Source organism: Dapis brunnea BLCC-M229, from assembly GCF_050015995.1.
In the GTDB taxonomy this organism is placed as follows: Bacteria; Cyanobacteriota; Cyanobacteriia; order Cyanobacteriales; family Microcoleaceae; genus Trichodesmium.
Map to the genome: position 1 here is coordinate 133586 of NZ_JBNHEP010000047.1, position 26502 is coordinate 160087.

General features: G+C 45.1%; 16 protein-coding genes and 2 pseudogenes. 7 read left to right on the forward strand and 11 right to left on the reverse strand.

Features of this window, described 5'->3' with window-relative positions:
• From ACP6PM_RS05040 to ACP6PM_RS05060, 5 genes and pseudogenes are all read right to left on the reverse strand, one after another.
• A partial coding sequence (locus ACP6PM_RS05040) for an FG-GAP-like repeat-containing protein (protein WP_426582414.1) occupies positions 1–647 on the reverse strand: 647 nt, incomplete at its 3' end.
• Between the two features lie 49 nt (positions 648–696).
• Positions 697–4083, reverse strand: a complete 3387-nt coding sequence (locus tag ACP6PM_RS05045) for a GNAT family N-acetyltransferase (RefSeq protein WP_426582440.1) — start codon at positions 4081–4083, stop codon at positions 697–699.
• A 75-nt stretch (positions 4084–4158) separates the two neighbouring features.
• Positions 4159–5178 (reverse strand): annotated as a pseudogene (locus tag ACP6PM_RS05050) (TIGR03032 family protein); the annotation flags it as partial.
• A 256-nt stretch (positions 5179–5434) separates the two neighbouring features.
• On the reverse strand, positions 5435–5632 hold the full coding sequence (locus tag ACP6PM_RS05055) for a hypothetical protein (protein ID WP_426582416.1): 198 nt from the start codon (positions 5630–5632) through the stop codon (positions 5435–5437).
• 972 nt (positions 5633–6604) lie between these two features.
• A pseudogene (locus ACP6PM_RS05060) lies at positions 6605–6913 on the reverse strand (calcium-binding protein); the annotation flags it as partial.
• 269 nt (positions 6914–7182) lie between these two features.
• Between ACP6PM_RS05060 and ACP6PM_RS05065 the strand changes: the two are divergent.
• The 4 genes from ACP6PM_RS05065 (at position 7183) to ACP6PM_RS05080 (ending at position 12031) form a co-directional block, all read left to right on the forward strand.
• Positions 7183–7470 (forward strand): recombinase family protein, encoded by a 288-nt coding sequence (locus tag ACP6PM_RS05065; RefSeq protein WP_426582442.1) that lies wholly within the window; start codon positions 7183–7185, stop codon positions 7468–7470.
• Between the two features lie 571 nt (positions 7471–8041).
• Positions 8042–9799, forward strand: coding sequence for a group II intron reverse transcriptase/maturase (ltrA, locus tag ACP6PM_RS05070; protein WP_426582418.1), 1758 nt, complete (start codon positions 8042–8044; stop codon positions 9797–9799).
• A 176-nt stretch (positions 9800–9975) separates the two neighbouring features.
• Positions 9976–11211 carry an RNA-guided endonuclease InsQ/TnpB family protein gene (locus ACP6PM_RS05075; protein WP_426582420.1) on the forward strand — a complete coding sequence of 412 codons (1236 nt, stop codon included), beginning with the start codon at positions 9976–9978 and terminating at the stop codon, positions 11209–11211.
• A gap of 178 nt (positions 11212–11389) precedes the next feature.
• Positions 11390–12031, forward strand: coding sequence for a sulfotransferase domain-containing protein (locus ACP6PM_RS05080; RefSeq protein ID WP_426582422.1), 642 nt, complete (start codon positions 11390–11392; stop codon positions 12029–12031).
• 428 nt (positions 12032–12459) lie between these two features.
• On the opposite strand, the gene ACP6PM_RS05085 is transcribed toward ACP6PM_RS05080, so the two are convergent.
• The 6 genes from ACP6PM_RS05085 to ACP6PM_RS05110 form a co-directional block, all read right to left on the reverse strand.
• A protein-coding gene (locus ACP6PM_RS05085; protein ID WP_426582424.1) for an IS630 family transposase occupies positions 12460–13616 on the reverse strand; the annotation gives its coding sequence in 2 pieces (ribosomal slippage) (positions 12460–13175 and positions 13175–13616; 1158 coding nt in all).
• Between the two features lie 650 nt (positions 13617–14266).
• Positions 14267–17284 (reverse strand): TIGR03032 family protein, encoded by a 3018-nt coding sequence (locus ACP6PM_RS05090; protein WP_426582425.1) that lies wholly within the window; start codon positions 17282–17284, stop codon positions 14267–14269.
• Between the two features lie 157 nt (positions 17285–17441).
• Entirely contained in the window at positions 17442–19796 is a 2355-nt protein-coding gene (locus tag ACP6PM_RS05095) for an FG-GAP-like repeat-containing protein (protein WP_426582427.1), read from the reverse strand.
• Positions 19797–19805: 9 nt separating this feature from the next.
• Positions 19806–24416: a beta strand repeat-containing protein gene (locus tag ACP6PM_RS05100; RefSeq protein WP_426582428.1), complete on the reverse strand. Its 4611-nt coding sequence runs from the start codon at positions 24414–24416 to the stop codon at positions 19806–19808.
• On the reverse strand, positions 24416–24562 hold the full coding sequence (locus ACP6PM_RS05105; protein WP_426582430.1) for a hypothetical protein: 147 nt from the start codon (positions 24560–24562) through the stop codon (positions 24416–24418). The genes ACP6PM_RS05100 and ACP6PM_RS05105 overlap by 1 nt, the downstream gene beginning before the upstream one ends.
• Before the next feature lie 417 nt (positions 24563–24979).
• Complete coding sequence (locus tag ACP6PM_RS05110; RefSeq protein WP_426582416.1) at positions 24980–25177, reverse strand: hypothetical protein; 198 nt, start codon at positions 25175–25177, stop codon at positions 24980–24982.
• A 558-nt stretch (positions 25178–25735) separates the two neighbouring features.
• Between ACP6PM_RS05110 and ACP6PM_RS05115 the strand changes: the two genes are divergently transcribed.
• From ACP6PM_RS05115 to ACP6PM_RS05125, 3 genes are read left to right on the forward strand one after another with little or no spacing between them, the layout of a single operon-like run.
• A complete protein-coding gene (locus ACP6PM_RS05115; RefSeq protein WP_293056166.1) occupies positions 25736–25831 on the forward strand; it encodes a helix-turn-helix domain-containing protein in 96 nt (31 codons plus the stop codon).
• A complete protein-coding gene (locus ACP6PM_RS05120; RefSeq protein WP_426582431.1) occupies positions 25818–26279 on the forward strand; it encodes a hypothetical protein in 462 nt (153 codons plus the stop codon). The genes ACP6PM_RS05115 and ACP6PM_RS05120 overlap by 14 nt, the downstream gene beginning before the upstream one ends.
• Before the next feature lie 7 nt (positions 26280–26286).
• Entirely contained in the window at positions 26287–26466 is a 180-nt protein-coding gene (locus tag ACP6PM_RS05125; protein WP_426582432.1) for a transposase, read from the forward strand.
• The last annotated feature ends 36 nt before the right edge of the window (positions 26467–26502 follow it).

A 26502-nucleotide genomic window follows, 5' to 3' on the forward strand; every position in this document is an offset into this window, starting at 1 on the left:
TCCCCAACAATCAGATCTAAGTCCCCATCCCCATCGAGATCCGCAAAGGTTGGAGAGCTGTGACCCCCCACATCAATGCCATCAAAGGGGTTATCAGTGCCGGTTTGTTCTAAGTATATGGGGTTGGTGACAGTACCTGTATTCTCAAAATAATTGAGATTGCCATCGTATTCCCCAACAATCAGATCTAAGTCCCCATCCCCATCGAGATCCGCAAAGGTTGGAGTGCTACAGAACCCCATATTAATGCCATTAAAGGGGTTATCAGTGCTGGTTTGTTGTAGGTATATGGGGTTGGTGACAGTACCTGTATTCTCAAAATAATTGAGATTGCCGTCGCTTTCCCCAACAATCAGATCTAAGTCCTCATCCCCATCGACATCCGCAAAGGTTGGAGTGCTATTATAACGCCCCACATCAATGCCATTAAAGGGGTTATCAGTACTGGTTTGTTGTAGGTAGAGGGGGTTGGTGACAGTACCTGTATTTTCAAAATAATTGAGATTGCCATCGTATTCCCCAACAATCAGGTCTAAGTCCCCATCCCCATCGACATCCGCAAAGGTAGGGGCGCTACCGTACCCCACATCAATGCCATCCAAGGGATTATCAGTTCCGGTTTGTTCGTTAAAGTTAAAAGTGGTCATGGTCATTCGTTAATCAACAACAAAAGTAAACATTGGCTAGAAAAACCCTCTACCCTGGGTGAACCTTGCCCCACAACTGCCAACACGTCGCTTCCAGATCAGCGATCCATTGCTGGGGTTGAAATAGGGGCAAGGTGTGGCGTTGCTCACACAACCGCTGACGAATCGTTGCCAACTCGTCGGCATGGGTGGCAAAATGCACCGCCTTTTGCTCATAATCTGTAACATCGCTACAAATGAACAAATCTAAATCCGCCGCCGCGCAAATACTTGCTCCCATGCGAGCAGCGAAGGTTGATCCGGGGCAGGTCATGAAGGGAAGTCCCGCCCCCAGAGCATGAATAGCTGTGGCTCCGGCATTGTAAACCCAGGTATCGAGGAATAAATCCGCCAAGGTATATGCCTTGAGATATTCGTCCAACGGTAGGCGAGGAGTAAAAACCAACCTTGACGGTGAAATTCCTTGCGTTTGAGCTAGGTTTCGGAGATTTTGACTGATGTCTGGGGTTGTTTCAATGAGCCAGAGGACCGAATCCGGAACTTGAGCTAATATCCTCATCCAAGTACCAAAGACTTGGGGATCAAACTTATGGGTACGGTTAAAACAGTAGAAGACAAACCCATTGGTGGGTAAACCAAAGTCCTCTCTGGTGAAGGGTTTATTGCTCATCTCCAGGGGAGAACCCACCAAGGCATGGGGCAATCTTATTACTTTTTCGCTGTAATAATCTTCTAACTCTGGAGGAATTAACCATTGATCCGCCAGAATATATTGCATAAAATCTGCTCCCATGGTGTTGGGATACCCCAGATATTGAATTTGAATGGGAGCCGGTTGCAGAGCTAAAATTTCCGGGCGACTGAAGGTGGTGTAGCCGCTTAAATCAATCAAAATATGAATACCATCGCCATGAATTTGTCTTGCTGCTGCCTCTGGGGTTAAATCAGAGAGATCCCGAAACTGATGGATTCCCTCCTTAATCGTTGCTGTAAATTTATCCTGGTGATGGTGCAGGGAATAGCCATAAACCTCAAACTTAGAAGAATCATGGTATGGAAATAGTTGATGAATCAACGTCCCCATGGCGTGTTGACGGAAATCTGCGGAAATATAACCTAACCGCAGTTTAGGAGAAGGAGGTGCAGGAGGCGGAAAATGGGGGTTGATTTTCTCCACAGAGCGAGACACATATTTGCCCCAATGTTTGGCAACGGCAATATGATTAGCAATGGGAATTCGGAAACAGTTGACAGGAAGGGGGAGTAAAGGAGGAGCGGTTTCCTCTTTTAGATGTGCCTGGAGTCTTTGGTGTAGGGTTTCCATGCGTTTGTCATACTCATCCCAGTCACAAAGAATCAGTCGCAAATGCTCTTTCCGGTAGAAAACCTCAGTATTATCTGGGGTTTGCTCCAGAATATGGTTGTAACAGGCAAGGGCTTCGGTAAACTTCCCTTGAGTTTCCAGTACGTCCCCTAAATTTCGGTAAACTGGGATAAAATCAGCATTAAGCTTGAGTACTTTTTCAAAACAAGCTTGGGCTTTTTGCATATCTCCCCGTTGCATCCACAAACCGCCCAAATTGTTCCACCCTGGTAGTAATTGGGGCTGGTATTTAAGGGCTATTTCATAGGAAGCGATCGCCTCTTTGAATTTTCCTCTGTGTCTAAGAACATTCCCCAATTCATAGTGAGCTTCTGCTGCGTTAGGCTGTAAGCGGATAGCCTCTTGCAATGATTTTTCCGCTGATTGCCATACTTCTTGCTGGCTTTTGAGTCGTCCTAAATTGAGATAAGCTAAGGCAAAATCTGGCTTTAAGTCAATGGCTTTTTGATAAGCAGCGAGGGCATCCTCTGTGTGACCTTGAATTTGCCAAATTGCGCCTAAATTACAATGAGCTTGAGCCAAATTAGGATTAATTGAAAGGAGATTTTTATAGGTAGAAATTGCCTCTTGGGTTTGTCCCAGTTGTTGATACGCCTTACCCAACTGGTTATGGGCTGCTAGGTAGTCAGGTTGCAAACGAATAGCTTCTGTAAAACTAGCCACTGCCCCCTCTAAATTCCCCTGACGAGCCATATTTTTACCCGTCTCAAATTGAGCTTTCGCAGTTTCCCCAATGGAAGCCGTATCTCGCTGTTGCAACCGAAATTTCCCCGTTTTCTCATCGCCAATTAAGCGATAAGTTTGGGCTAGTCCTCGTCGCTCTAATGCCTGATTCACCGCCCATTCAGAAGCTTGGCGTTGTAAGGCATTTTGTTGATGACTAATACTGTGGGGATTGAGTCGGTAAAAGTAGAGTGGTCTTTCTAAATGATAAATTTGACTCACCTCTTCCACCCTTAAACAAAGATCGTAATCTGGGGCACATTCCATTTCTAGATTTATTCCTCCTGCGACCTCAAACACCGATTGCCGTAGGAGACGAAAATGAAAGGTGAGCATATCAATCAACAATCGATGGGGGCGATAGGGAATTTGGCAACGGTATCCCAATCCCTGGGGGTTGCCCTGAGCATCCATATCAATATGGTTGGTATAAACCATGCCATACTCTGGATTATCTTCTAGAAAAGTTACAGTTTCTGCCAGGGCATTAGGAGCAAGGCGATCGTCAGCATCCAGCCAGCCCACATAGTCCCCTTTTGTCAGACTATGAGCTTGTTTTAGGGCTTTACTGCGTCCTAATCTTTCCCCTTTCTGAAAGCGGATGCGGGGATCTCTTTGGGTATATTTTTGAGCAATGGCAACGGAGCTATCCGTAGAGCCATCATCCCAGAGAATAAGTTCCCAATTGGTAAACGTTTGAGCCAATAAAGAATCTAACGCTTCAGCTAAGTACGCCTCCATGTTATAAACGGTCATCACCACAGAAACTTGAGGCGTTGAAGTCACAACGCTGAAAATTTTCTGGCATTGTTGTTGATTTCCAATGGCGATCGGCTCTTGCCAACCCAATGTTTTTAATAAGGGTTGAAAGGCTATTTCAGTCAGAGGATTTGGCTCAAATTTGACACTAATTTGCGTACAACCCTCTCGATGTACACCCCGCTCCAAATATGCCACCAGTCTTTTACCAATCCCTTGTTGACGATAAGCTGGAGCCACAAAGAGAGAGATTAATTCTGAGTTGCGCTCTGGACGTACTTCTGCGATCGCAAAAGCGACCATTTCCCCTTCTACGGAAGCCGAAGTCCCGAATAGTTCGCCCCTTTGGGGCTGAATTTGCCAACGTTTTTGTAATGGAGGAAAGGTAAATTCGTTGTAATCCTTCAGATTCTCAGCGGTCAGGTGATAAACCTGCTGAAATTTGAGAGAGTCTAAGCTTTTTCTAGTTAGAGAAGCAGGTAAAGCCGATATATTCCCATTTGTTTTGCTATCTTGTCCTAAAACTTGTTTTTCCCACACCTCACGGGGTACGCCAGCGATTGGAGCCATGTCCCCTAAACTGGGACGTTTAACAGTCGGTTTCGTAGTGACAATTCCCTTTGCACCAGGGAACGTTACCAAACGCTCAATTTCATCAGCCTGAAAACCCAATGCCTGGGGCTGTCGCACCCCGGGTAGCACAACCACGTCAAATAATTCTTCTACGACCCCTTCCAAATACAGCCAGTGCAGCACTTTACCCGTATCAAGATCGATGACCATCAACCCACACTGGGGAGTTTGCCCCATTGCATTTAACTTTTCTTCCAGTACCAGTCCGCTAAAGGAGCGGGATCTCAGCTTCGACAAGCCGACAAAAGCAACATTGTCATAAAAGGCTAAACCTCTGACAAAGCCGGGGCAGAATGTCATAGGAACAAAAGTTTGGCTATCTCGATCCACATAACCTAATTCTCCTGTACCAGAATTGAGGAGCCAGAGTTTGTCCCGATGCCAACGGGGAGAATGGGGCATGGAGAGTCCCCTGGCCAGAATTTCATTGGTTTTGATATCAATGGCCACACCCCCATCCACTCGACGATCTCGCCAACCCGCAGCCGTATCGGTGGCACTACAAGCCGTCATGTAGCTTGGTTGCCCATCACGCATTGCCAACCCATTGAGGTGGCAGCGATCTTCTGCTACCAACTTGGAAATAAACGGTGGCTTCCAGATGGGTTCAAAACTATAGTCTGGGCTGAGACGGGCTAAACAACTAAAATCTGTATTGACAAATAACAAGTTATCTGCATTGTCTAGAACCTATTCATGAACATTCAGATCCCCTGTAGTATGGGATTGCTTGGGAAAGTAAAGGCGATCGCACCCGTTACGCAACTCTCCCGGAGGCAACAGATTATCAAATTGCCAAAGTTGGTAGCGGGTACTCATGTAGAGGCGATCGCCTTTAGCAAAAAGCCCCATAGGTTTATCGAACAGCCGTTCATGGACTTTGAGTGGTCCATCCTCAGTGCTACCCACGCAAAATAGGCGATTTGTTTGATAAGTAGTAAATGCTAGGCTTAAACACTTCTCCCCTAACCAGGCAGTAAACTGGTTGGATGAAGCAATTTCCAGGGCAGGGATTGAATTACGGTGTTGCATAATTGACAGCAGTATCCATATACGTTGAAGAAACCCAGTGCGTAAGTCAGGGACATAACAGTTTCAGCCATGTCCCTTCGACAATGAATTAAATCTGACTAAAGGTTAAGTCAATACCCTTGATATCGGTACCAAAGCCACCGTCTTGACTGCCGTCAAAGAATAGCTCAGAGGCAAAAGTCCCAGTCGTTACGATTCCGGTAGACGATGGGGCGTAGCCGAAGACATCCTCATCACGTCCAGAAACACTAGGAACTCAGAAGTTACCGATGCTGGAGAAGAAGAGGTCACCCGCAGCATCAATACCGAAGGCATCTACATCTTCACTGGCAAGGCCTTGGCCCACATCACTTTTGTTGTTTGATTGGGAAGAGGTTGTTCTCTTTGGGTTGTTAATACTATTATCGCTTAAATTTTCGGCACAAACAATACATAAAAGTTCACTTTTATTCACCAAAAAAACTCCTGAATAAAAGTGAACTTAATGGTGAATAATTTCGAGTTAATCAGATATAAATCTAGTGATAATTCAGACTATGACTGAAAAGTAGCTATTTTTATAGATGTTAAATCAACTCAGGAAAATTCAGTTTTATTCAGGAAAGTTCACTTTTATTCAGTGGCTGAAAAAATCAACAGGGTGAATGTCCGATCAGGGTAAACCCATCTTATTTTGAAGTCCTGACAAGGCAAGAATTTTAGCTGTTTGAGTATTTATACTTATTGCTTCTATCAGCCTTAACGACAAAAGCTTCCAGAATTTAGATACGTTTGACCTGAATGTCCTATAGAAATAGCTTTATTAATTGAAACTAATACTAGCAGATATTTCCGTAATTTTATATAAAGATTTGGTGAGATACTATATATAGAGTGCAAAAACTGTAACATTATAGTTTTTAACACTACATACATGGTCTCTGCGTAAGTCCTAATCATAATAGTTATAGCAAAAAAAAATAGCCCCTCTCTTTGAGAGGAAGCCTAAGCTAAATTACAACACACAAACCAATACAATAAATAATTAAATAAATTCTGTGAAGACTTAATTTTTTTATTTATCTATACTTCATATATTAGCAGGTATTTCCGTAATTTTATATTTAGTAAAGATACTCAGTAGTTTGATAAATTTTTGGTAAAGGGACAGCATATTCTATGGCCACTATCTGGGAATTCATGTCTCTGGGATGTCCTAATTGCTATATATTCAGGTGGCAATCTGCAACAGTCGTGCGTGGTTTTCTTGAGAAAAATAAATTTTCTTTAGGTGTTGGGTAGATATCCCTAGAATCGCGGAAATCCTCAGTGGGTGAAATCCTAAAGTTCATATCTTTAGCTCAGAAAGTTCATATTTGTGATTCAGAACATTTGGCATTCTCCTGTCCAAAGGGGATAGGAGGAGGATTGGACTCCCCCTCCTTGCTTACAGAACTTCAGTGAAGATTTCAGGGGTGATATTCTCAAATCCACCATTGCGGATAATGGCAATATCCTCTCCATCCACACTTAGGGTTGCCCCTTTGCTACGGAAGGGAGTGATGGTCAAATCATCCACCGTCAAGCCACCGCTCAACTGGATGCGATCGCCCTCCTTGATATCAAAATCACGAATTAAATCAACACCCTCATCCAGACGCAATACAAAGGTGTCGGCTCCTTTGCCACCCAAGTATGTGTCCTTACCTGCCCCACCATCGAGCAAATCATCGCCCTTGTTGCCAACTAAGATATCCTTACCTGAGTCATCAGTTGCGGTAGGGTGCGTGGCAACGCGCTGCCTATATCAGATACCAACACTGAAGGTTGACAAACTGTTTTTAATTTGCTAACATATAGTCACATAAGCTAACAAAAACTAGATGAGTTATGTTCCACTTAGGAAGGCTGTAGAAATACTTGGCTTACATCCTAATACCGACACGCAAATATGGAGATGAAGGCAAAATCAAAATCATTAAAAATGAAGCAGGGCAAAGATTGTACGATGCAAAATCCTACATCATGGGAGCAGCTAGAGCTTCCACTATTTGCTACTGCCGAGTCTCATCAGCAAAACAAAGAGACTACCTCACTCGACAAGTCGAGTTCATGCAAAACCACTATCCCGAAGCTGAAGTCATCAAAGACATCGCTAGCGGACTCAACTTTAAAAGAAAAGGTCTTAGAGCCATACTGGACAGAATCTTGCAAGGAGATAAGCTCACAATTATTGTTGCCTGTAGGGACAGACTCACGAGATTTGGATTCGAGCTTATACGTGCGACTCGTTGGCTAACCAAGACTGCCTAAAGGCAGGTATAGCTAGCCTTCCAGGTCACGACATGAAGTAAATAGCTTCGACCTGTGAAAACTCTTATTTCCTTAGTGGTGAAATCCCACTCGCCTTGTTGTTGGGTTGACAGCATAGGCCACACCGGTAAGACTGAACATCAAGCTGGTGAAGCTGGTCTAAATGGGGTCAAAGCTTTAACTGCCAAATAAGTGAGGCTCCTAGCAAAGGTTGACAAGTAGACGAACAGGAAGTAATTAAACTCTCGTTATCGAAAACCATCCCAAAGGTAGCTATGGGATGTAGGACAAAAAAAAGTCAGAGGGTCAATGGATATAAGTATGTATGAGCTTGTATCAACAACCGTACCGCATCCTCCGGGAGATTTTACCCTACTAAATCAGCCGTAATAAAGGAATAAGGGAACGAGGAAACCTCTCTAAGACACCTAAGAATACAGGTCGAAATCTTAGGAAGCCATTCAAGGTCAATCTGCACATCGAATGTAGGTCTTAGGGAGAGTAGGATTGGGTAAGAAGCTATCAAGCTGACGTACCCACTGTTAGACGTAATGTAAGGTAATAATTAGCAGTGAATAAAGCTAAAACACTAAAAAGACGTTTGGGGAACCCAAAACCATTTTTAAGCGTGGCATGGGATACAGACGATATACCAGACCCAGCTTGTATTAATCCAAATCTCAAATGGAGAGATATTAACTGGAGACGGGTTGAGAAGAATGTATTTAAGTTGCAAAAATTAATTTACAGAGCATCCAGCCGTGGCGAAATCCGCAAGATGCGCAAATACCAAAGACTTCTGACCAAAAGTTATTACGCCAGGTTGCTAGCTGTTAGGCGCGTGACCCAGGATAATCAAGGCAAAAAGACTGCGGGTGTAGATGGTATAAAAAATCTACCTCCAATGCAGAGATTTAACTTGGTGATTCTTCTAAATACACGCTACCTCAAAGCAAGTCCAACCCGCAGAGTCTGGATACCAAAACCAGGGAAAGAAGAAAAACGCCCATTAGGCATCCCAACGATGTACGACCGCGCGTTACAAGCCTTGGTGAAGTTAGGTATGGAACCAGAGTGGGAGGCCAGATTTGAACCTAATAGCTATGGTTTTAGACCAGGACGGTCAACGCATGATGCCATTGAGGCCATCTATAATAGCATCCATCTCAAACCTAAATATGTGTTGGATGCTGATATATCAAAATGCTTTGACCGAATTAACCATGATGTGCTACTGAGAAAAATAGATCAATCACCCTATAGACGACTAATCAAACAATGGTTAAAGTCGGGGGTATTTGACAATAAAAAATTCCTAGACACTGTGGAAGGTACACCACAGGGAGGGGTCATATCACCCTTATTAGCAAACATCGCCTTACACGGTATGGAAGAGTGTCTAAATAAATTTGCTGAAACTTTACCAGGAAATAAGCGAGATAACAAAAAGGCACTATCTTTAATACGCTATGCTGATGACTTTGTTGTCCTACATGAAGATATCAAAGTAGTAATACAAGCAAAAACCGTAATACAGGAATGGTTAAACCAGGTAGGATTAGAGCTAAAACCAGAAAAAACCAAAATTGCCAACACCTTGGAGGAATATGAAGGAAACAAACCCGGATTTGACTTCTTAGGATTTAACATCAGGCAATATAAGGTCAAGTCAACAAAACTTGGATTTAAGACACTGATTAAACCATCTCCCAAGAGTATCAAAACTCATTATCGGAAATTGGCGGATATATGTGCCTCGCACAAAACCGCTTCCACTAAAGTTTTAATAGCTAAAGTAAATCCGGTAATAAAGGGATGGGCTAACTACTTCTCAACCGTGGTCAGCAAAGAGGTATTTCAAGAAATGGATAACCTTTTATGGAAAAGACTATGGAGATGGGCAAGTAGGAGGCATCCAAACAAGTCAGCCAAATGGGTGAAGAAAAAGTATTTCCCAAACATTAATGTAACCAGAAATTGGGTGCTCAATGATGGCGAATATATACTAAACCTACACTCAGATGTTCCTATTATAAGGCACATCAAAGTAAAAGGTAATAAATCACCCTATGACGGCGAATGGACTTATTGGAGCAGCAAAATCGGCAAATATCCAGGCGTAAGGAAAGAAGTCACAACGTTACTAAAACGGCAAAAAGGTAAATGCGCATCTTGTGGGTTAAACTTCAGTCCAATGGATTTAATCGAAGTTGACCACATCGTTCCAAGGACTGAGGGCGGTAACAACACTTATAAAAACAAACAAGTGTTACACCGACATTGCCACGACGTTAAGACTGCCAAGGATTTGAAAGCAGTTAACCATTAGGACTCATCAAGTCCAAGGTGGAATTTTTAAGGATGTGCCCATGACAAGGGACGTTTAGGAGAGGAGCCGTGATGAGGTGAAAGTCTCACGTCCGGTTCTGAAGACGAGCAGACCCTATAAAGGAAATCACCCGAAATGGGTTTGCTTAGTTTAACAATATTTGGTCGAACAAAACGGTGGAGAAATCCTGGTTCTCGACGACACTGTACACTGCCCAGAATCAGAAATGGTCGCCGATATTCTCTCTATTATCCATGTTTTCTCCTGTAGAATCCACGGACTTAGAAAGTACAAGCAAAAAATCAAAGAAGATTCGGATCTACCTAAACTGTGAACAAAGAAAACTACTCAGACAATGGATAGGTGTTGCTAGATTCACCTACAACCGCACTGTTGAGTATCTTCAGCAACCTGAGACCAAAGCTAACTGGAGAGCAATTAAAGGAGACATTTTAAGGAATCTCCCTGAATGGGCCAAACCTGTCCCTTATCAAATTAAATCTATCGCTGTTCGTGATGCTTGTATAGCAGTCAGAGAAGCAAAAGCCAAATATTCTAAGACGGGACAATTTCAGCAAGTCAAATTTAAGTCTCGTAAAAATCCAGTGCAGTCTTGCTATGTACCTAAGTCAGCAGTATCAGCTAAAGGTGTTTACTATACTAAGCTAGGTCAAATTAAGTTTTCAGAACCATTACCAGAGGGTTTTGGAGATTGTAGATTAGTCGCAGTTCGAGGTCAATATTATCTCTGTTTGCCAGTTGATGCACCTAAGCACAAAAGTGAGAATAAGCATCGAGTTGTAGCTTTAGACCCTGGTGTAAGAAACTTTCTGACTTTATTTTCAGAAAATAGTTTTGGTTGGATAGGTTCTAATGACATGGGAAGGGTTCAAAGATTGTGTCATCATTTAGATGATTTGATTTCCAGATTAACTAAAGCTAAATCTAAAACCAAGCAGCGTATGAAAAAAGCAGCTAATCGACTGAGGTCAAAAATTAGAAACCTGATAGATGAGTTGCACCACAAAACAGCTTTATTCTTAGTTCAAAACTTTGATGTAATTCTGCTTCCAACTTTTGAAGTTTCTCAGATGACAATCAAATCTAGCAGGAAACTCAGAAGTAAATCAGTTAGACAAATGTTGAACTGGGCACACTATAGGTTTGAACTTTTCTTAAAGCATAAAGCTGTTGAATACAACAAATTCGTTGTAGATGTAAGTGAAGCCTACACTAGCAAAACCGTTAGCTGGACTGGTGAAATCCTCAACAATTTAGGTGGCAAAAAAGTTGTGACTGGTAATGATGGTTTTCGCCTTGATCGCGACTTAAACGGAGCGCGTGGAATCTTGATCAAAAGCGTGGTAGAGAAATTTTCGACCACATTGGGAGATACCCCCTCAGTAAGTTAATCTTGCTGTGCATTGTTAACAATTGTTAGCAAAATAGTATCGGATAGAGTATAGGAAAAAGCCATTTCTTTTTATCTTCACTAAAATCGCACAATCCCTTCTCATAGGCTCTAGGTGTTAAATGGACTGAACTAGTGTCGGCTATAATTAAAACGTTGAAACTGAAGAAAAATAGAAAATGTCTCTAAAGGATTTTGTCTGGATTGCATCTTATCCGCGTAGTGGAAATACTTATTTAAGAACCATTTTAAGACACGCATTTGGACTTCGTTCAACAAGCATTTATCCAGATGACCTTGGTGGCAATAAAGAACTCGAAGACTATGTCGGTCATATCGAGCCTGATTCAAATTGGCAAGATCTATTGCAAGAGACAGATCTCTCATTGGTGAAAACACATCGTCATGCAGATGATAATACCCCTGCCATCTACGTTATCAGAGACGGTAGAGCTGCTTGTGTCAGTTTATGGGAGTTTTACCATCGCAAATACCCGATTCAAGTCTTTATTGAAGGACGTTACTTCCATGGCACATGGGCAGACCATGTTAAATCATGGAATCCATGGGAACGTCCCAACACCTTGCTTTTGAAATATGAGCAGTTGAGAGATGACTTACCAACAGCGATAAATACCATCAGTGAATTTTTAAAAATAGAAATTAAGACAACCAGTATCCCCAACAGAAATACATTAGTTGGCGTCGATGGCAGATGGGTGAAAAAGAGGACTAGCTGGAGAGCAAAACTTACAGGGGAAAATTTAAGACGATTTGTCGAAGTCAACCAGGATATGCTTGAACAAGCTGGATATCTATAGCAAAAACTTTGCTTCTGGCAGTTAGAAACTGCCAGGGCGATGAATACAATAACTGGATGGGCTGAATCTTTCGTAGTGGACTGACACAGCTTAAATGGTGCATTAGAATAGCTCGCCAAAAGTTACTAATGTCAAAACAAGCGATATAGCTGCCGCACTTGCTCCGCCAACGCTAAAAATAGGTAGCTCAAAACAGGCGATATAGCTGCCGCACTTGCTCCGCCAACGCTAAAAATAGGTAGCTCAAAACAGGCGATATAGCTGCCGCACTTGCTCCGCCAACGCTAAAAATAGGTAGCTCAAAACAGGCGATATAGCTGCCGCACTTGCTCCGCCAACGCTAAAAATAGGTAGCTCAAAACAGGCGATATAGCTGCCGCACTTGCTCCGCCAACGCTAAAAATAGGTAGCTCAAAACAGCCTATTTATCAATGTGCGACAGTTTCAAACACAGGATAAAGATGTTGGAGTTTGACTCTAGCATCCTCAGTCGAGAAATGCCAAATCACCTTACTAGCAGTTTGATTACGCTCTTGATTCCATGCTGATAACTCTTGGTGCAACTGCTCAGTAGTAGGAATGCGTCTGTCTAAACACTGTTTACTTAAAATACTCAGTTCAATCTCGGCGACATTCAACCAACTGCCGTTACGAGGAGTATGATAAATTTCCAGGCGCCTAGCTAGACGATGAGCTTCGTAAGCTGGAAAGGCTTCATAGAGGGAAGCAATGTTATGAGTGTTAAGATTATCGCAAACTAACTTGATTTTTCGAGCCTGGGGATAATCTACATCTAAAAGTTGACGAACTTCATCTGCCCAATCTAGACGAGTACGACTATCCCGATTAGTAACTCTTCGCCATCCTCTGTTAGGGTCAAAAAACATGAACAAAGCTTGTACTCCTTCACGAGTATAATGATAGTCTTGTTTTTTGTCTTGATCGGGTTTCATTCCTATGGGTGGGTAGAGATTTCCTTGTAGTTGTATAGATACTTCATCCATTGTAATTAAGGGTTCATCATCTGAATGTACCTGACAATAAAGGTCTAAAATAACTTCCATTTGGGCCACAAATCTGGCTAAATCCCGTTCTGGGATACAGAACCTCTGGGTTTTCCAAGGTCGTAACTGGTTTTTTTTAAAGTTCGACGAACAGTTTCACGGGAAATTTCGGTGACAATTGTACGTTTTTTGAGTTCCGATGTTAATAATCTAATCGTCCAGGAGGCTCTCCCTTGAGGAGGATCAGAACAACACAAGGCAATGATTTGTGCCTCAGTTGCTCCGTCTACTTTTGGCGGTGTGGGTGGTAAGCAGCGAGGGTTTCGATTGAGAGCTGGTTTTTCCCCTGTTGTCAGAAATCTTTGGCGAACCCGTCTGAGTGTGTTTCTATGTACATTTAAAGCTTCAGCTATTTCTTCATCACTCCAAATTCTTGTGGTGTGTTCTGCTTCGTCACACATCAGGAGAATTCGAGCGTGTAGAATTTTTTTGGCTGGTGCATGGCCATTTCTCGTGATTTTTTCTAGATTATCTTTTTGTTCTACCGTCAGAATTACTTGATCTCGCCGACCTCTTCCCATGATTATTGTTCTCCATTGCTGACTATTCTATTGCACCATTTTAGCTGCCTCTGTACAGAGCGCCTGTTTTTGATTATCTATTTTTAGCGTTGGCGGAGCAAGTGCGGCAGCTATATCGCTTGTTTTGAGCTACCTATTTTTAGCGTTGGCGGAGCAAGTGCGGCAGCTATATCGCTTGTCTTGACATTAGTAACTTTTGGCGAGCTATTCTAATGCACCATTTTAGTTGTGTCACGCCAGTAGTACCGTGACACGACTAAAACGGTGCGTTACGCTGTCGCTAACGGCACCCTGCGCAATCCCTTGCTGTGTAAGGCGTAGGATGTGTTAGGCGGTAGCCATAACCCATCTTTCTAATGCCCTATTTTAGCTGTGTCACGCTAGTAGTGGACTGACACAACTAAAATGGTGCGTTACGACGGATTGCTAAATCACTTTCATAGTATGAATTTAAGCCGTCTAACACACCCTAAAATTTTGCATTAAATTAGCTGTGTCGGTCCAGTAGGATGGGTTAGCGAAGCGTAACCCATGCAGGAATTTGGTTTCGTTCCTCAACCGCAACCTACGCCATCTTAAATTTAATAACGCCTACCTACTTATCAAGGGTCCCAGAACTTTTATCCGCTAATCAGGAATATAGTAACGTACTAATCAATCAATTGTTGCAGAACAGTTTCTAATTCTTTAACAAAACGAGGTAAATTGAACAACGGCTTTTGTTCTTTATCTGTGTTTAGCTGCTGGCGTAAGCTTGCTAACTTTTGTGGGTTATGAGCTAAATCAATGGCTTGCTGGATATAGTCCTCTGTGGTCTGACAGATAAGTTCTTCCAAACCCACGGCAGCACATAAACTCGCCCCAATGCGTCCCGCGTTACTCTTGCCTGCACGAGTTAAAACGGGCACCCCGCTCCACAACGCCGCAATCCCTGTCGAACCTGCGTTATAAATAAAAGTATCTAAAAATAAATCTGTGACTTGATACCGAGCTAAGTACTCTGACCAATCTATTTTCTCAGCAAAGACAAGTCTTGACTGATCAATATTATAGGTTTCTGCAGCCTGCCATAGGTTTTGCTTAACGTTTTCAACACCATCCCCTAACCATAAAATACCGTTGGGCACTTGCTCTAAAATTGTCATCCAAGCTGCAAATGCTTCAGGTTCAATCTTATCGTGCCGATTAAAGCAACAGAATACAAACGTATCTTCCGAAAAGCCAAAGTCAGCTTTTGAAAATTTCGTGTCTGACGTCTTTAACGGTGCAGAAAAGTACGACTGGGAAAGATAAAGTATTTCTTCTGTATAGTACTCTGACAAATTCTCAGGAATGAGCCATTTATCCGCAATGATATATTGGACAAAATCTGCGCCCATCGTATTAGGGTAGCCTAAGAACTGTATTTGAATGGGCGCTGGCTGCAATGCTAGGATATCGGGCCGAGAATAAACGGTATAGCCACCCAAATCGATTAAAATATCAATCTCATCTTGATAAATTTTAGTGGCAGCGTCCTGGGCCGACACCTGATAAAAATTCTGCCAGCAATCACAGCCACCTCTAATTCTCTCTGTATTTTCGTCTTCAATATTTAGAGAGTAATAGCCGTAGATGGTAAATTTATCACGATCAAAATAGGAAAATAAATCCTGTACTAAATTGCCTACTACGTGAGTTCTAAAATCAGCCGAAATAAACCCCAGATTTATTTTTGGATTAGTCCGCTTCTGATGAACAAAATTACATTCTTTTTTAACATCTTTTATGGAGATTTGAAAACTGGCCGCTTGAGCTTTGGCCACTGCCAAATGCAAAGCATTGTCTATGGGGTAAGAGTTTAAAATATAAGGAGGGATGGGACTTGTTTTTCCTTTCTCTAGAGCTTCTTTAACTAGCTTGTCAAGCTTAACTAAATTTTGGTCATAATCTGACCAGTCTGTTAGCTTCAAGCGATTAGAACTATCAAAAGCGCCATATATCTCATTGTCTGGTTCTAAGGCCATAACTTTTTCATACGCTGTGGCCGCCAAATCTTGTTCCCCTCGGAACTCATGGATTTGAGCAATTTTGAGATAAATCTCGGCATTTTCTGGGTGCTGCTTCAGTAAAGAATTTAAAATGGCTAAGGCTCTATTCAAATATCCTTCTTCTGAGAGGATGGTAACGATTTTCAATTGGGCTGCTAAATTTTGGGGGTCTTGTTTAATCGCTTGATTTAAAAGCTTTTTGGCCTCTTCAAAATTACCTTCTTGTTGATAAATGCCCGCTAAATTTGTCAGGGCAGGCGTGTAATGAGGATTTAGCTGTAAGGCTTGTGTTAATCCTCTCTTTGCCTGTTCTATATTTCCTTCTAATTGCCAAATAGTTGCTAGGTTAGAATGGGCTTGGGCAATATTAGGATTAAGTTCTAACCCTTTTTCATAACACTGCTTGGCTTCAGTAAATTGTTCCTGGGTTTGTAAAATAGTGCCCAGGTTGTTGTAAGCAGCCGCAAAATCGGGTTTGAGTGTAATCGCCTGTCTTAAGTTGGTAATAGCGCCCTCGATGTTTCCTGCTTGCTTCAGTTGTTTGGTGATCGCCAAATGTTGCTGTGCTGCATCACGAGTATTATCTTCTATAATAGTTTGACGCTCCGTTGTCTCAAACGTAATCATTTGGGCAATTTCATCGGTTTTGAAGCCCAAAGACATCCCACAACGCACGTTCGGTAAAACCTGAATGTCATATAGCTCGGTGATGATGCCGTCAAACCACACCCAATGCACAATATCTCCAGTTTGCAGATTAATCACCAATAACCCACAACGAGGATTAATTTTTTTCTCAGTGAGTAACCCATCTAAATCCAACCCCGTAAAGGTTTTATCTCTTGGCTTAGAAATCCCAAGTACGGCGTAATTGTCGTAAAAGGTTAAGCCCCTGGGATAGCCTGGACAAAAGGTAATGGCTTCAAATTTTCCCGAAGCCGGATCAACATACCCAAATTCCCCTCTGCCTGAATTCAATACCCACAGTTTGCCCTGATAGTAACGCGGAGAATGGGGCATGGATAACCCATTGCAGACGACTTCATCCGAACTAACGTCAATCAGACACCCGCCATCGCGTCGATTATCTCGCCAGCCATCGGTCATATCCGATTGGCTCACCACGCTAACGTAACCGACTTTTCCATCTCGCATGGCCAATCCATTGAGATGGCATCTGTCTTCTGCGGCTAGTTTGGAAATAAACTTAGGCTGCCAAATTGATTTAAAGCTATGGGTATCGCTCAGGGTCGCCAAGCAATTGTAGAGCGTATTGACAAATACTAAATTCCCGTCTCTATCCACAGCGAGATCGTGAATATCTAAATCTCCTGTGGTGTTCCCTACGCGGGGGACATAGACCTTATCATAGTGCTTATAAATTTCTCCCTGGCGCAAGTTGTTGTCGAATTGCCAAATCTGATAGCGAGTTGCTACATATAGTCTATCTGTTGTGGCGGCTAGACCCATCGCCCTGGTAAATAATCGTTCAAACGTGGACAATTTACCATCGGGTTTGATGCCCATGAGAAACAATCGATTGGTTTGATACGTGGTGAACGCTAGGCTAATTTGCTGCAAATTCAGCCATTCTAAAAAATTGCGTGAACTGCTTATTTCCAAGGGAGTCTGAGTCATAAGTCACTAAAACCTTTTTGATTCGATGCATTCTGATGATATGTCATTGGGATCATCAAAGAAAAAAAATTATGGACCTGTTTCCCCGGTTAGAGAGGAAACAGGTTTGTTTCTCATGCCCAGCCGGAGACTGGGAACGAGAAATAGGGATGCTCGCTTACAGAACTTCAGTGAAGATGTCAGGGGTGATATTCTCAAATCCACCATTGCGGAGAATGGCAATATCCTCTCCATCCACGCTTAGGGTTGCCCCTTTGTTGCGGAACGGAGTGATGGTCAAATCATCCACGCTCAAGCCTCCGCTCAACTGAATGATATCGCCATCCTTGATATCAAAATCACTAATTACATCAACGCCCTCATCCAGACGCAATACAAAGGTGTCGGCCCCTTTGCCACCCAAGTATGTGTCCTTACCTGCACCACCATCGAGCAAATCATCGCCCTTGTTGCCAACTAAGAGATCCTTGCCCGCACCGCCAAAGAGGCTATCATCGCCCTTGTTGCCAAACAGGCGATCCTTACCTTCACCACCATCAAGCAAATCATCACCATTGTTGCCAACTAAGAGATCCTTACCCGCACCACCCAAGAGGGTGTCATCGCCTTGACCACCGAGGAGGTCATCGTTACCGCCTAGGCCGAAGATGGTGTCTGCTCCCTTCCCGGCCTTGATGCGATCGCGCCGATCGGTCCCAACTAAGATGTCATCTCCCTTAGTGGGTTGATCATCCCCAACCAGTGGATCGTTATCCTGAATTTCCAAGGTAATGCTCTGGCTGTCGGCGTCGATGGCGAAGCCTTCCGTAGCAGTTTCCAATGTGATGGTGAGGGTCTCTGTGTCCTCGGTGAGGGCATCATCCACGATGGAGATATCAAGAGTGGCCGTCGTTTCATTCGGTGCCACAATAAATTGACCCCTGGTAGAGGTATCAATGGTAAAGTCGTCTCCTCCGGTGGCGGTTCCCTCGACGGTGAAGAATAGATTGAGGCCCTGGTTGGGGGCGGGGTCGCTCAATTCGATGTCCACAGATATGGTGCCTGCGTCTTCGTTGAGGGTATCAATTGGGCTGGTGAGGCTGACGGTGCGATTTCCAATGGTATTGATGCCATCGCCCACCAGTACCAGCTCTTGAGTTATCAGTTGGTTAAGTTCGGCAGCAGCTTCTGTTGGCGTCAGGGTTTCTGCCCCCAACTGTTGCGCCACTGCCGATACATCCCCTTGGACCAGTCGTTTGACTGCATTAATAACGGGCAACGTTGATGCTGGGGTGGCATCGTCTGCACTCAGGGCATCTAGAGTGACTTCGTCTAGGTACTCAATACTCTCAGTAACGATTTGCGCCATCCCGTCTAACTGGGCTTCACTCGCCGCCACGCCATTATTGGTAGCAAGACGTTCGAAGAAGACTGTCAGTTGTGCGTCATCGCTGATGTCGAAGGTGGTGCCCGCCTGCTCATTCTCCACCAAGAGTTCAGCTAGGGTAAAGAGCACCTGCTCCAAGTTGTTTTCGTTGACGGGGACATCTGGGTCAGCCGCTTCCAAGCCATCCAAGAAGGAACGGGCCTGGTTAAACAAGGCTTGGGTGTTGATATGGGCGATGTAGACCTGTAAACCGGCCTCGGAGCCTTCACCGACCGCTGCCAGCGGGTCGAATTGGTCTAAATCGATGGCTAGGTCGATGGCCAGGTCGAGTCCCAATTGATTTTGAATCAGGGCGTCGGCGTCGTCTTGAGAAAGCCCTTGGTTAAAGACCGCTGCTTCCAGGGTTGTCAGGGGTGAGATGATACTGGCCCCTGCCAGCGCAATCAAGGTACCCGCTGGTAGACCGCTAGAGCTATCGGTTCCCCCAATGGAGACGAGTTGCCCTTCGGTGAGATCGATTTGCCCGTTATTATTGAGGTCAAACCCAGCGGCTAGGGGCAGGACGAAGCGACCGTAGGCATCGGTGGAGGTGAAAGGTTCTCCCGCATCTAACAATTGGTTAAAGTTGCCATCGAAGAACACCGTCGAATCGAAAATATAGCTTCCCGATACTGAACCGCTGGTGTCCGAGCCATTCAGATAAACGGTGTTGGCTCGTCCACTATTGGAAGTATTGGCAAAAACAGCGTCTAACGCGCCATCCCCATCCACATCTCCCAAAGAGACGCCAAAGCTTCGATTGCTACCTAAGGCATTGGTGGTGGAGCTGAAGTTGCCACTGCCGTCATTCAGGTACACCCGGTTGGCTTGATTATTATTGGCAAAGACCGTATCGATATCCCCGTCCCCATCCACATCTCCTAAGGAGACTTCTTCGCTCGCGTAACTGCCCAAGGCATTGGTGGTCGAACTGAAATTGCCACTGCCATCATTCAGGTACACGCGGTTGGCTTGATCATAATTGGCAAAGACCGCATCGATATCCCCGTCCCCATCCACATCGCCTAAGGAGACGCTAAAGCTATTATTACTGCCTAAGACATTGGTGGTCGAGCTGAAATTGCCACTGCCATCATTCAGGTACACGCGGTTGGCTTAATCATAATTGGCAAAGACCGCATCGAGATCGCCATCTCCATCTACATCGCCTAAGGAGATGTCAGCGCTACGGTAGCTGCCTAAAGCATCGGTGGTCGAGCTGAAATTGCCACTGCCATCATTCAGGTATACGCGGTTGGCTTGATTGACATTGGCGAAGACTGCATCTAAATCGCCATCCCCATCCACATCCCCTAAGGAGACGTCAGCGCTACGGTAGCTGCCTAAGGCATTGGTGGTCGAGCTGAAATTGCCACTGCCATCATTGAGATAGACGCGGTTGGCTTGATTCAATTTAGCAATAACAGCGTCGAGATCGCCATCGCCATCTACATCCCCTAACGCTAGGTCTTCGCTCGGGGTATTCCCTAAGGCAGTGGTGGTCGAGCTGAAATTGCCACTGCCATCATTGAGATATATCTGGTCATTTCCAATATTTGCAAAGACGGCATCAATATCCCCGTCCCCATCGATGTCCCCTAACTCTACGCCCAAGCTTCGATTACTACCTAACCCATTGGTGGTAGAGGTGAAACTACCTGCCCCGGCGGTGACTTCGGTGCGGAATTGCAATACTTGGGATGTGGCCGAGTCGCCCGCTGAACTTTCCACGCCTGAAGTTACCGTCACCTCGATCTCTTCTCCGGGTTGGAAATCAGCATTGGGATTGAGCGTAACGCTCTCTCCTGATGTAGTGACTACCGTATCGTTGCTGGGGGCAGTTTGGGAGGTGTTAACCACGATGGTGCTGGATGTCGCCGTATCTTCATTGATGTCATCACTAAAGGTAATGGCAATATCAGTATCGACGGCTGCGTCGTTGCTATTGGCCTCTGGATCAGTTGCCTCTACCACTATTGAGGAGGATTCAACCGCACCGATATCTATCGTGGTATTGAAAATGCGATCAAACCCATCCCCTCGCTGGTCAAAGGCGAGTTCTGCAACGGTGGTCAGGGTATCGTCGGTGTCGCCGTCATTGTTGAGGTCAACGCCAAGGTCGGCTTCCACTAGGCTTAGGTCGGCGCTATTATCCCCGGCATCAATGGCAGGACTGCCGTCCGCGAGGGCGATCGTTTCAGTGGGGCCACCATTATCGGAGAGGGTGGCATCGAGGATGTCGCTGAGGGCGACGCCATCCCCGAGGTTGCCATCGGAGGTGGCGACTAAATCGCTGCCGGTCAAGTCAGGGGTAAAGCCAATAAAGGCCGCATCATTGTCCTGGCTGCTGTCGCCCAAGAGATTATTGGCGTCTGCGTTAGTTGTCCCGAAGTTGGCGATTTCATTGCCCGCAGTCGCCGTGTTGCCGGCAACAATGGTATTGGTCAGACTGGTGGTGCCAAAGAAGGTGTAAACCCCGCCGCCATCACCAGCTGAGGAGTTGCCACTGATGGTGCTGTTGGTCAGGTTGGTGGTGCCAAACAAGGTGCCAATGCCACCGCCGTTTCCTGTGGCGGAGTTGCCGCTGACGGTGCTGTCGACCAGGGTGAGGGTGCCCGTACCGAAAATGCCGCCACCGTCGTCTGTGGCAGAGTTGCCACTGACGGTGCTGTCGCCCAGGGTGAGGGTGCCACTATCGTTGAAAATGCCTGCACCGCTGTGGGCGGAGTTGCCACTGATGGTGCTGGAGGCGATCGCTAGAGATTCCTGATTGTAAATCCCACCTCTATCTCCAATAACCGTCCCGCCAGTGATGGTTAGATTCGACAAGGAAACCGCGATCTCATTTGTGTCATCGCCATCATCCACATTAAGCACGCGGCTGTTGCCTTGGGCATCAATGGTGATATCCCCGACCCCATCACCGTCGATATCGCCGTCAATGGAGACGGATTCGGCGATCGCCAGCTCGCCATTCTCCAGGGAGATGGTGCCAGCGGCAAGACTAGAGTCAAAGGTAATCGTGCCCCCTGAATCGATCGCGTCTAACGCCTCCCGCAGACTGATGCCGTTGGTCAAAAGTCCATCATCTTCATCATCTAAGGTCGTGACCACGATATTGGTTGACTCCGTAAGCTGGACTTCAAAGGCACCAATATCCGTTTGATCATCAACGACACGAGTCTCACCCCGTTGATCGGTCTCTAAGTCATCGGGATTGGTCCCCGCATTGATGGCGGGACTGTCATCCGCTAGGGCGATCGTCTGGGTGGGACCGCCATTATCCTGAAGACCTGTGGAGTCCAGAATGGCATCCAGGGCAATGCCACCTGTGCCTAAGTTGCCATCAGAGGTAGCAACCAGATCGCTGCCAGTTAAGTCAGGGGTAAATCCATCAAAGGCTTCAGCCGTGGTTTGGCTACTGTCACCCAATAGATTATTTGCATCTGCATTAACGTTCGCTGTATTGGCAATCTCACTGCCGTTGGATGTGGCGGTATTGCCTGCTAGGATCGTGTTGGTCAGGTTGGTGGTAGCCGTATCGTTATAAATGCCGCCACCACTGGTGGCAGAGTTGCCACTGATGGTACTGCTGGTCAAGCTGAGGGTCGATAAAACGCCGTTGTAGATGCCGCCGCCATCGTCTGCTGCGGAGTTACCACTGACGGTGGTGTTCGTTAGGGTGGACGTAGTGTTCGACAAGGTGTGGATGCCGCCGCCATCGTCTGCTGCGGAGTTGCCACTCACGTTGGTGTTGGTCAGGTTGAGGGTGCCACCCAGGGTATAAATCCCGCCGCCAGTGTCGTCTGCGGAGTTGCCACTAACGGTACTGTCGGTCAGGCTGAGGGTGGCACCCACGCTGGTGATCGCGCCACCTTCGTCTGTTGCAGAGTTGCCACTGATGGTGCTGGAGGCGATCGCCAACGATTCCCGGTTGTAAATGCCACCTCCATCTTCAGACGAACTCCCGCCCGTAATGGTGAGACCCGATAAAGAGACATCCACTGCCGTTGAGTTGTCCCCATCATTGACATTGAACACCCGGCTATTGCTTTGGGCATCAATGGTAATGCTATTCTCCTCTGCATCAATGGTGACGGCTCGATCGATCGCCAGTTCACCGTTCTCCAAGCTGATGGTGCCATCGGTCAGACTAGAGTCAAAGGTAATGGTGCCACCGGAGGCGATCGCCCCTAACGCCTCGCGCAGACTGATATCGTTGGACAAGATCCCATCATCTTCATCCTCTAATGTGGTGACGACAATGTTTGATAGAGTCGTCAGCTGGAGTTCAAACGCCCCAATATCTGCTTGACCATCCGCGACGCGATCTTCACCGGGCTGGTCGGTCTCTAAGTCCTCAGGATTGGTCCCGACATTGATGGCAGGACTGCCGTCTACCAGGGCATGGGTGAGGGTGGAGCCGCCATTATCTGCGAGGGTGGTATCCAGGATATCGGTCAATGCGGTGGCATCAGAATTCGTGGAGCCATCATCGGTGGTGCTCGTCGCAAGGATATCAGAGTTTCCAAGGGAGACCCCATCAAGCGCCTCGCTGTAGGTCAAGCCGCTGTGACCGAAGAGGTTATTGTCTGAAACGAGGCCAAAGCTATTGAAAACTTCATCCCCTGAGCCAGAACCATCTCCATCCGAGTCCGCATCATTGCCGCTAATCAAGCTATTGGTGAGGGTCAACTCGCGACCATCGTTAAAGATGCCGCCCCCGTTGCTCGATGCGCTGTTGCCTGTAAAGGTGGTATTGGTAAAGCTGGCGACGGCATCACTGATATAAACCCCGCCGCCACGGGTTGCGGTGTTGCTGGAAATCGTAGAGTTGGTGACGGTTAAGTCCGTGCTTACAAGCTGAGTGTAAATCCCACCGCCGTCGGATGCGCTATTGCTAGAGAGGGTGGAGTTGACGATGGTTACCGTACCGGTACGAGCGTAGATTGCTCCCCCATCGGCGGATGTGGTATTACCGGATATCGTGGAGTCGATAATCGTTGTGGAGCCATCATAGTTGTTAATGCCGCCCCCGTCATTGGATGCACTATTGCCAGAGATAACGGAATCGGTGATGGTCAATGTGCCGACGTTGAGAATACCGCTACCGCGAGCAGCACTATTGTCAGAAATGATGGCGTTGGAAATCTCTAACGCTTCACTATTAAAAATCCCACCGCCAAATCCGGCGCTACCACTCCCAGTAATGGTGATATTGGATAAGGAGACGGCTAGCTCGCTACTGCTGCCGTCATACACATTGAGGACTTGAGTCCCCCCCTGGCCATCAATAATGATATCGCCAATGCCATCGCCATCGATATCGCCATTAATGCTGACCGCTCGATCAATATCCAGCGCACCTAAGGCAGAATCTAAGGCAATTGTTCCCGCTAAACCATCGGCAAAGGTAATGGTGCTACCGGAGGTGACCAACTGAAGGGCTTCTCGTAACGATAAATCGGTGGCATCAAAAACGCCATCATCCTCATCATCTAGAGTGGTGACCTCCAGGTCTAGCACAGTTTCGACCGCCCCAATATCTACAGTGGTGTCAAGAATGCGCTCGAACCCATCCCCGCGCTGATCAAATGCAAGCTCCGCAACGGTGGTCAGAGTATCGTCGGTGTCGCCATCGTCATTGAGGTCGATACCCAGGTCGGCTTCTACTAGGCTTAGGTCAGCACTATTATCCCCTGCATCTAGGGCCGGACTGTCAGCCACTAACTCATGGGTAAGGGTGGAGGCGCCAGGGCGGAGTCCAGAATGCCATCGCCAAACGCCAATCTTAACCCCGACTCAAAGCCATCGGATTGGGCAAACTGAGCGAACAGGGTTTGGGCTTGGGCGATCGCATCAGATAACAACAACGGGATGTCATTGAAGGGTGTATTAGTGTCGTTTTGCTGATTAGAAATGGCCATAGTGGGTGTCTATTTTGATAAGGTTTAAAAAATGTCCTAACCACCTTCGCGGTTGCTATAATGCCTGATTAAATCTGACTAAAGGTCATTTCAGTTATCAGTTATCAGTTATCAGTTATCAGCAGTACCTCCAGCTTAAGCCGGAGGCTTGAAATGGGAAATTTTCTTTCTTATCCCCTTGAAAGAGGAGGCTTGAGACCTTATTTCTTCGGTCAGGTTAATCCCCTTGATATCGGTACCAAAGCCACCGTCTTGACTGCCGTCAAAAAATAATTCAGAGGCAAAATCACCTCTGGTTACGATTCCAGTAGACGATGGGGCATAGCCGAAGATATCCTCATCACGTCCAGAAACACTAGGAACTCAGAAGTTACCGATGCTGGAGAAGAAGAGGTCACCCGCAGCATCAATACCGAAGGCATCTACATCTTCACTGGCAAGGCCTTGGCCCACATCACTTTTGTTGTTTGATTGGGAAGAGGTTGTTCTCTTTGGGTTGTTAATACTATTATCGCTTAAATTTTCGGCACAAACAATACATAAAAGTTCACTTTTATTCACCAAAAAAACTCCTGAATAAAAGTGAACTTAATGGTGAATAATTTCGAGTTAATCAGATATAAATCTAGTGATAATTCAGACTATGACTGAAAAGTAGCTATTTTTATAGATGTTAAATCAACTCAGGAAAATTCAGTTTTATTCAGGAAAGTTCACTTTTATTCAGTGGCTGAAAAAATCAACAGGGTGAATGTCCGATCAGGGTAAACCCATCTTATTTTGAAGTCCTGACAAGGCAAGAATTTTAGCTGTTTGAGTATTTATACTTATTGCTTCTATCAGCCTTAACGACAAAAGCTTCCAGAATTTAGATACGTTTGACCTGAATGTCCTATAGAAATAGCTTTATTAATTGAAACTAATACTAGCAGATATTTCCGTAATTTTATATAAAGATTTGGTAAAGATACTCAGTAGTTTGATGAAGTTTTGGTCAAGCTACAGTAAATTCGTCAAATTACCAAAAAATTGGGTTTAAAGCCTCGCCCATAAGCGGGCGACTTTTTAGTTGCTTTTTTTAATAGATATGTTATCATACTGTTAGTTCAGATAAGAATTATGAAAGCTAGATTTAAGTATCGTATCTATCCAACACCAGGACAAAAATACCGAGAGCGCAAAGCTATTTGGTTGTGTCCGTGTGGTTTGGAATGATAGCCTAGCTTTTTGTCAAGAAAAATATAGATCGGGAGAAAAGAAACCCACGAATTCTCAACTACAAAAACAGTTTATCACTCAATCGAAAAATACTGAAGACAGAGAATGGTTATCAGAAGTTTCTGCTATACCATTGCAGCAATCATTGAATGATTTAAACCAGGCTTATCAAAACTTTTTCAGTTCGACAAAAGGCAAGAGAAAAGGTAGACATATTTTACCTCCAGATTGCTTCGTTCCTCGCAACGCTCCGCGATTTAAAAGTAAAAAGTCAAAGCAAACTGCTAGATTTACATGCATGAGGGTTGAAAATTGGTCAACACAAAGTTTATTTAGCCAAGATAGGAAAGCTGAAAATAGTATGGTCAAGAAAGTTACCTGCTCCTCCATCATCAGTAACAGTAATCAAAGATGTAGGGGCGAATGGCCATTCGCCCCTACATAGATATTTCTTGAGTTTTGTAGTAGAAATACAACCAGAAACCTTACCTAAAACTGATAATTCAGTAGGTATAGATTTAGGCATTTCTACCTTTGCTACATTTAGCGATGGTACAAAGGTTGATGCACCAAAACCACTCAAAAAACGAATTAATAAGTATAGAAAGTTAAGTAATATCAAGTCACATTAAATAACCTTAATATAGAGTAAGCAGAAAAGACAAGGA

Excerpts from the sequence above, each read along its gene's own strand:
- ACP6PM_RS05065 (WP_426582442.1), top strand. The coding sequence starts at position 7,183 with ATGGGAGCAGCTAGAGCTTCCACTATTTGCTACTGCCGAGTCTCATCA.
- ACP6PM_RS05090 (WP_426582425.1), bottom strand. The coding sequence starts at position 17,284 with ATGACTCAGACTCCCTTGGAAATAAGCAGTTCACGCAATTTTTTAGAA.
- ACP6PM_RS05115 (WP_293056166.1), top strand. The coding sequence starts at position 25,736 with ATGAAAGCTAGATTTAAGTATCGTATCTATCCAACACCAGGACAAAAA.
- ACP6PM_RS05045 (WP_426582440.1), bottom strand. The coding sequence starts at position 4,083 with ATGGCTCCAATCGCTGGCGTACCCCGTGAGGTGTGGGAAAAACAAGTT.
- ACP6PM_RS05080 (WP_426582422.1), top strand. The coding sequence starts at position 11,390 with ATGTCTCTAAAGGATTTTGTCTGGATTGCATCTTATCCGCGTAGTGGA.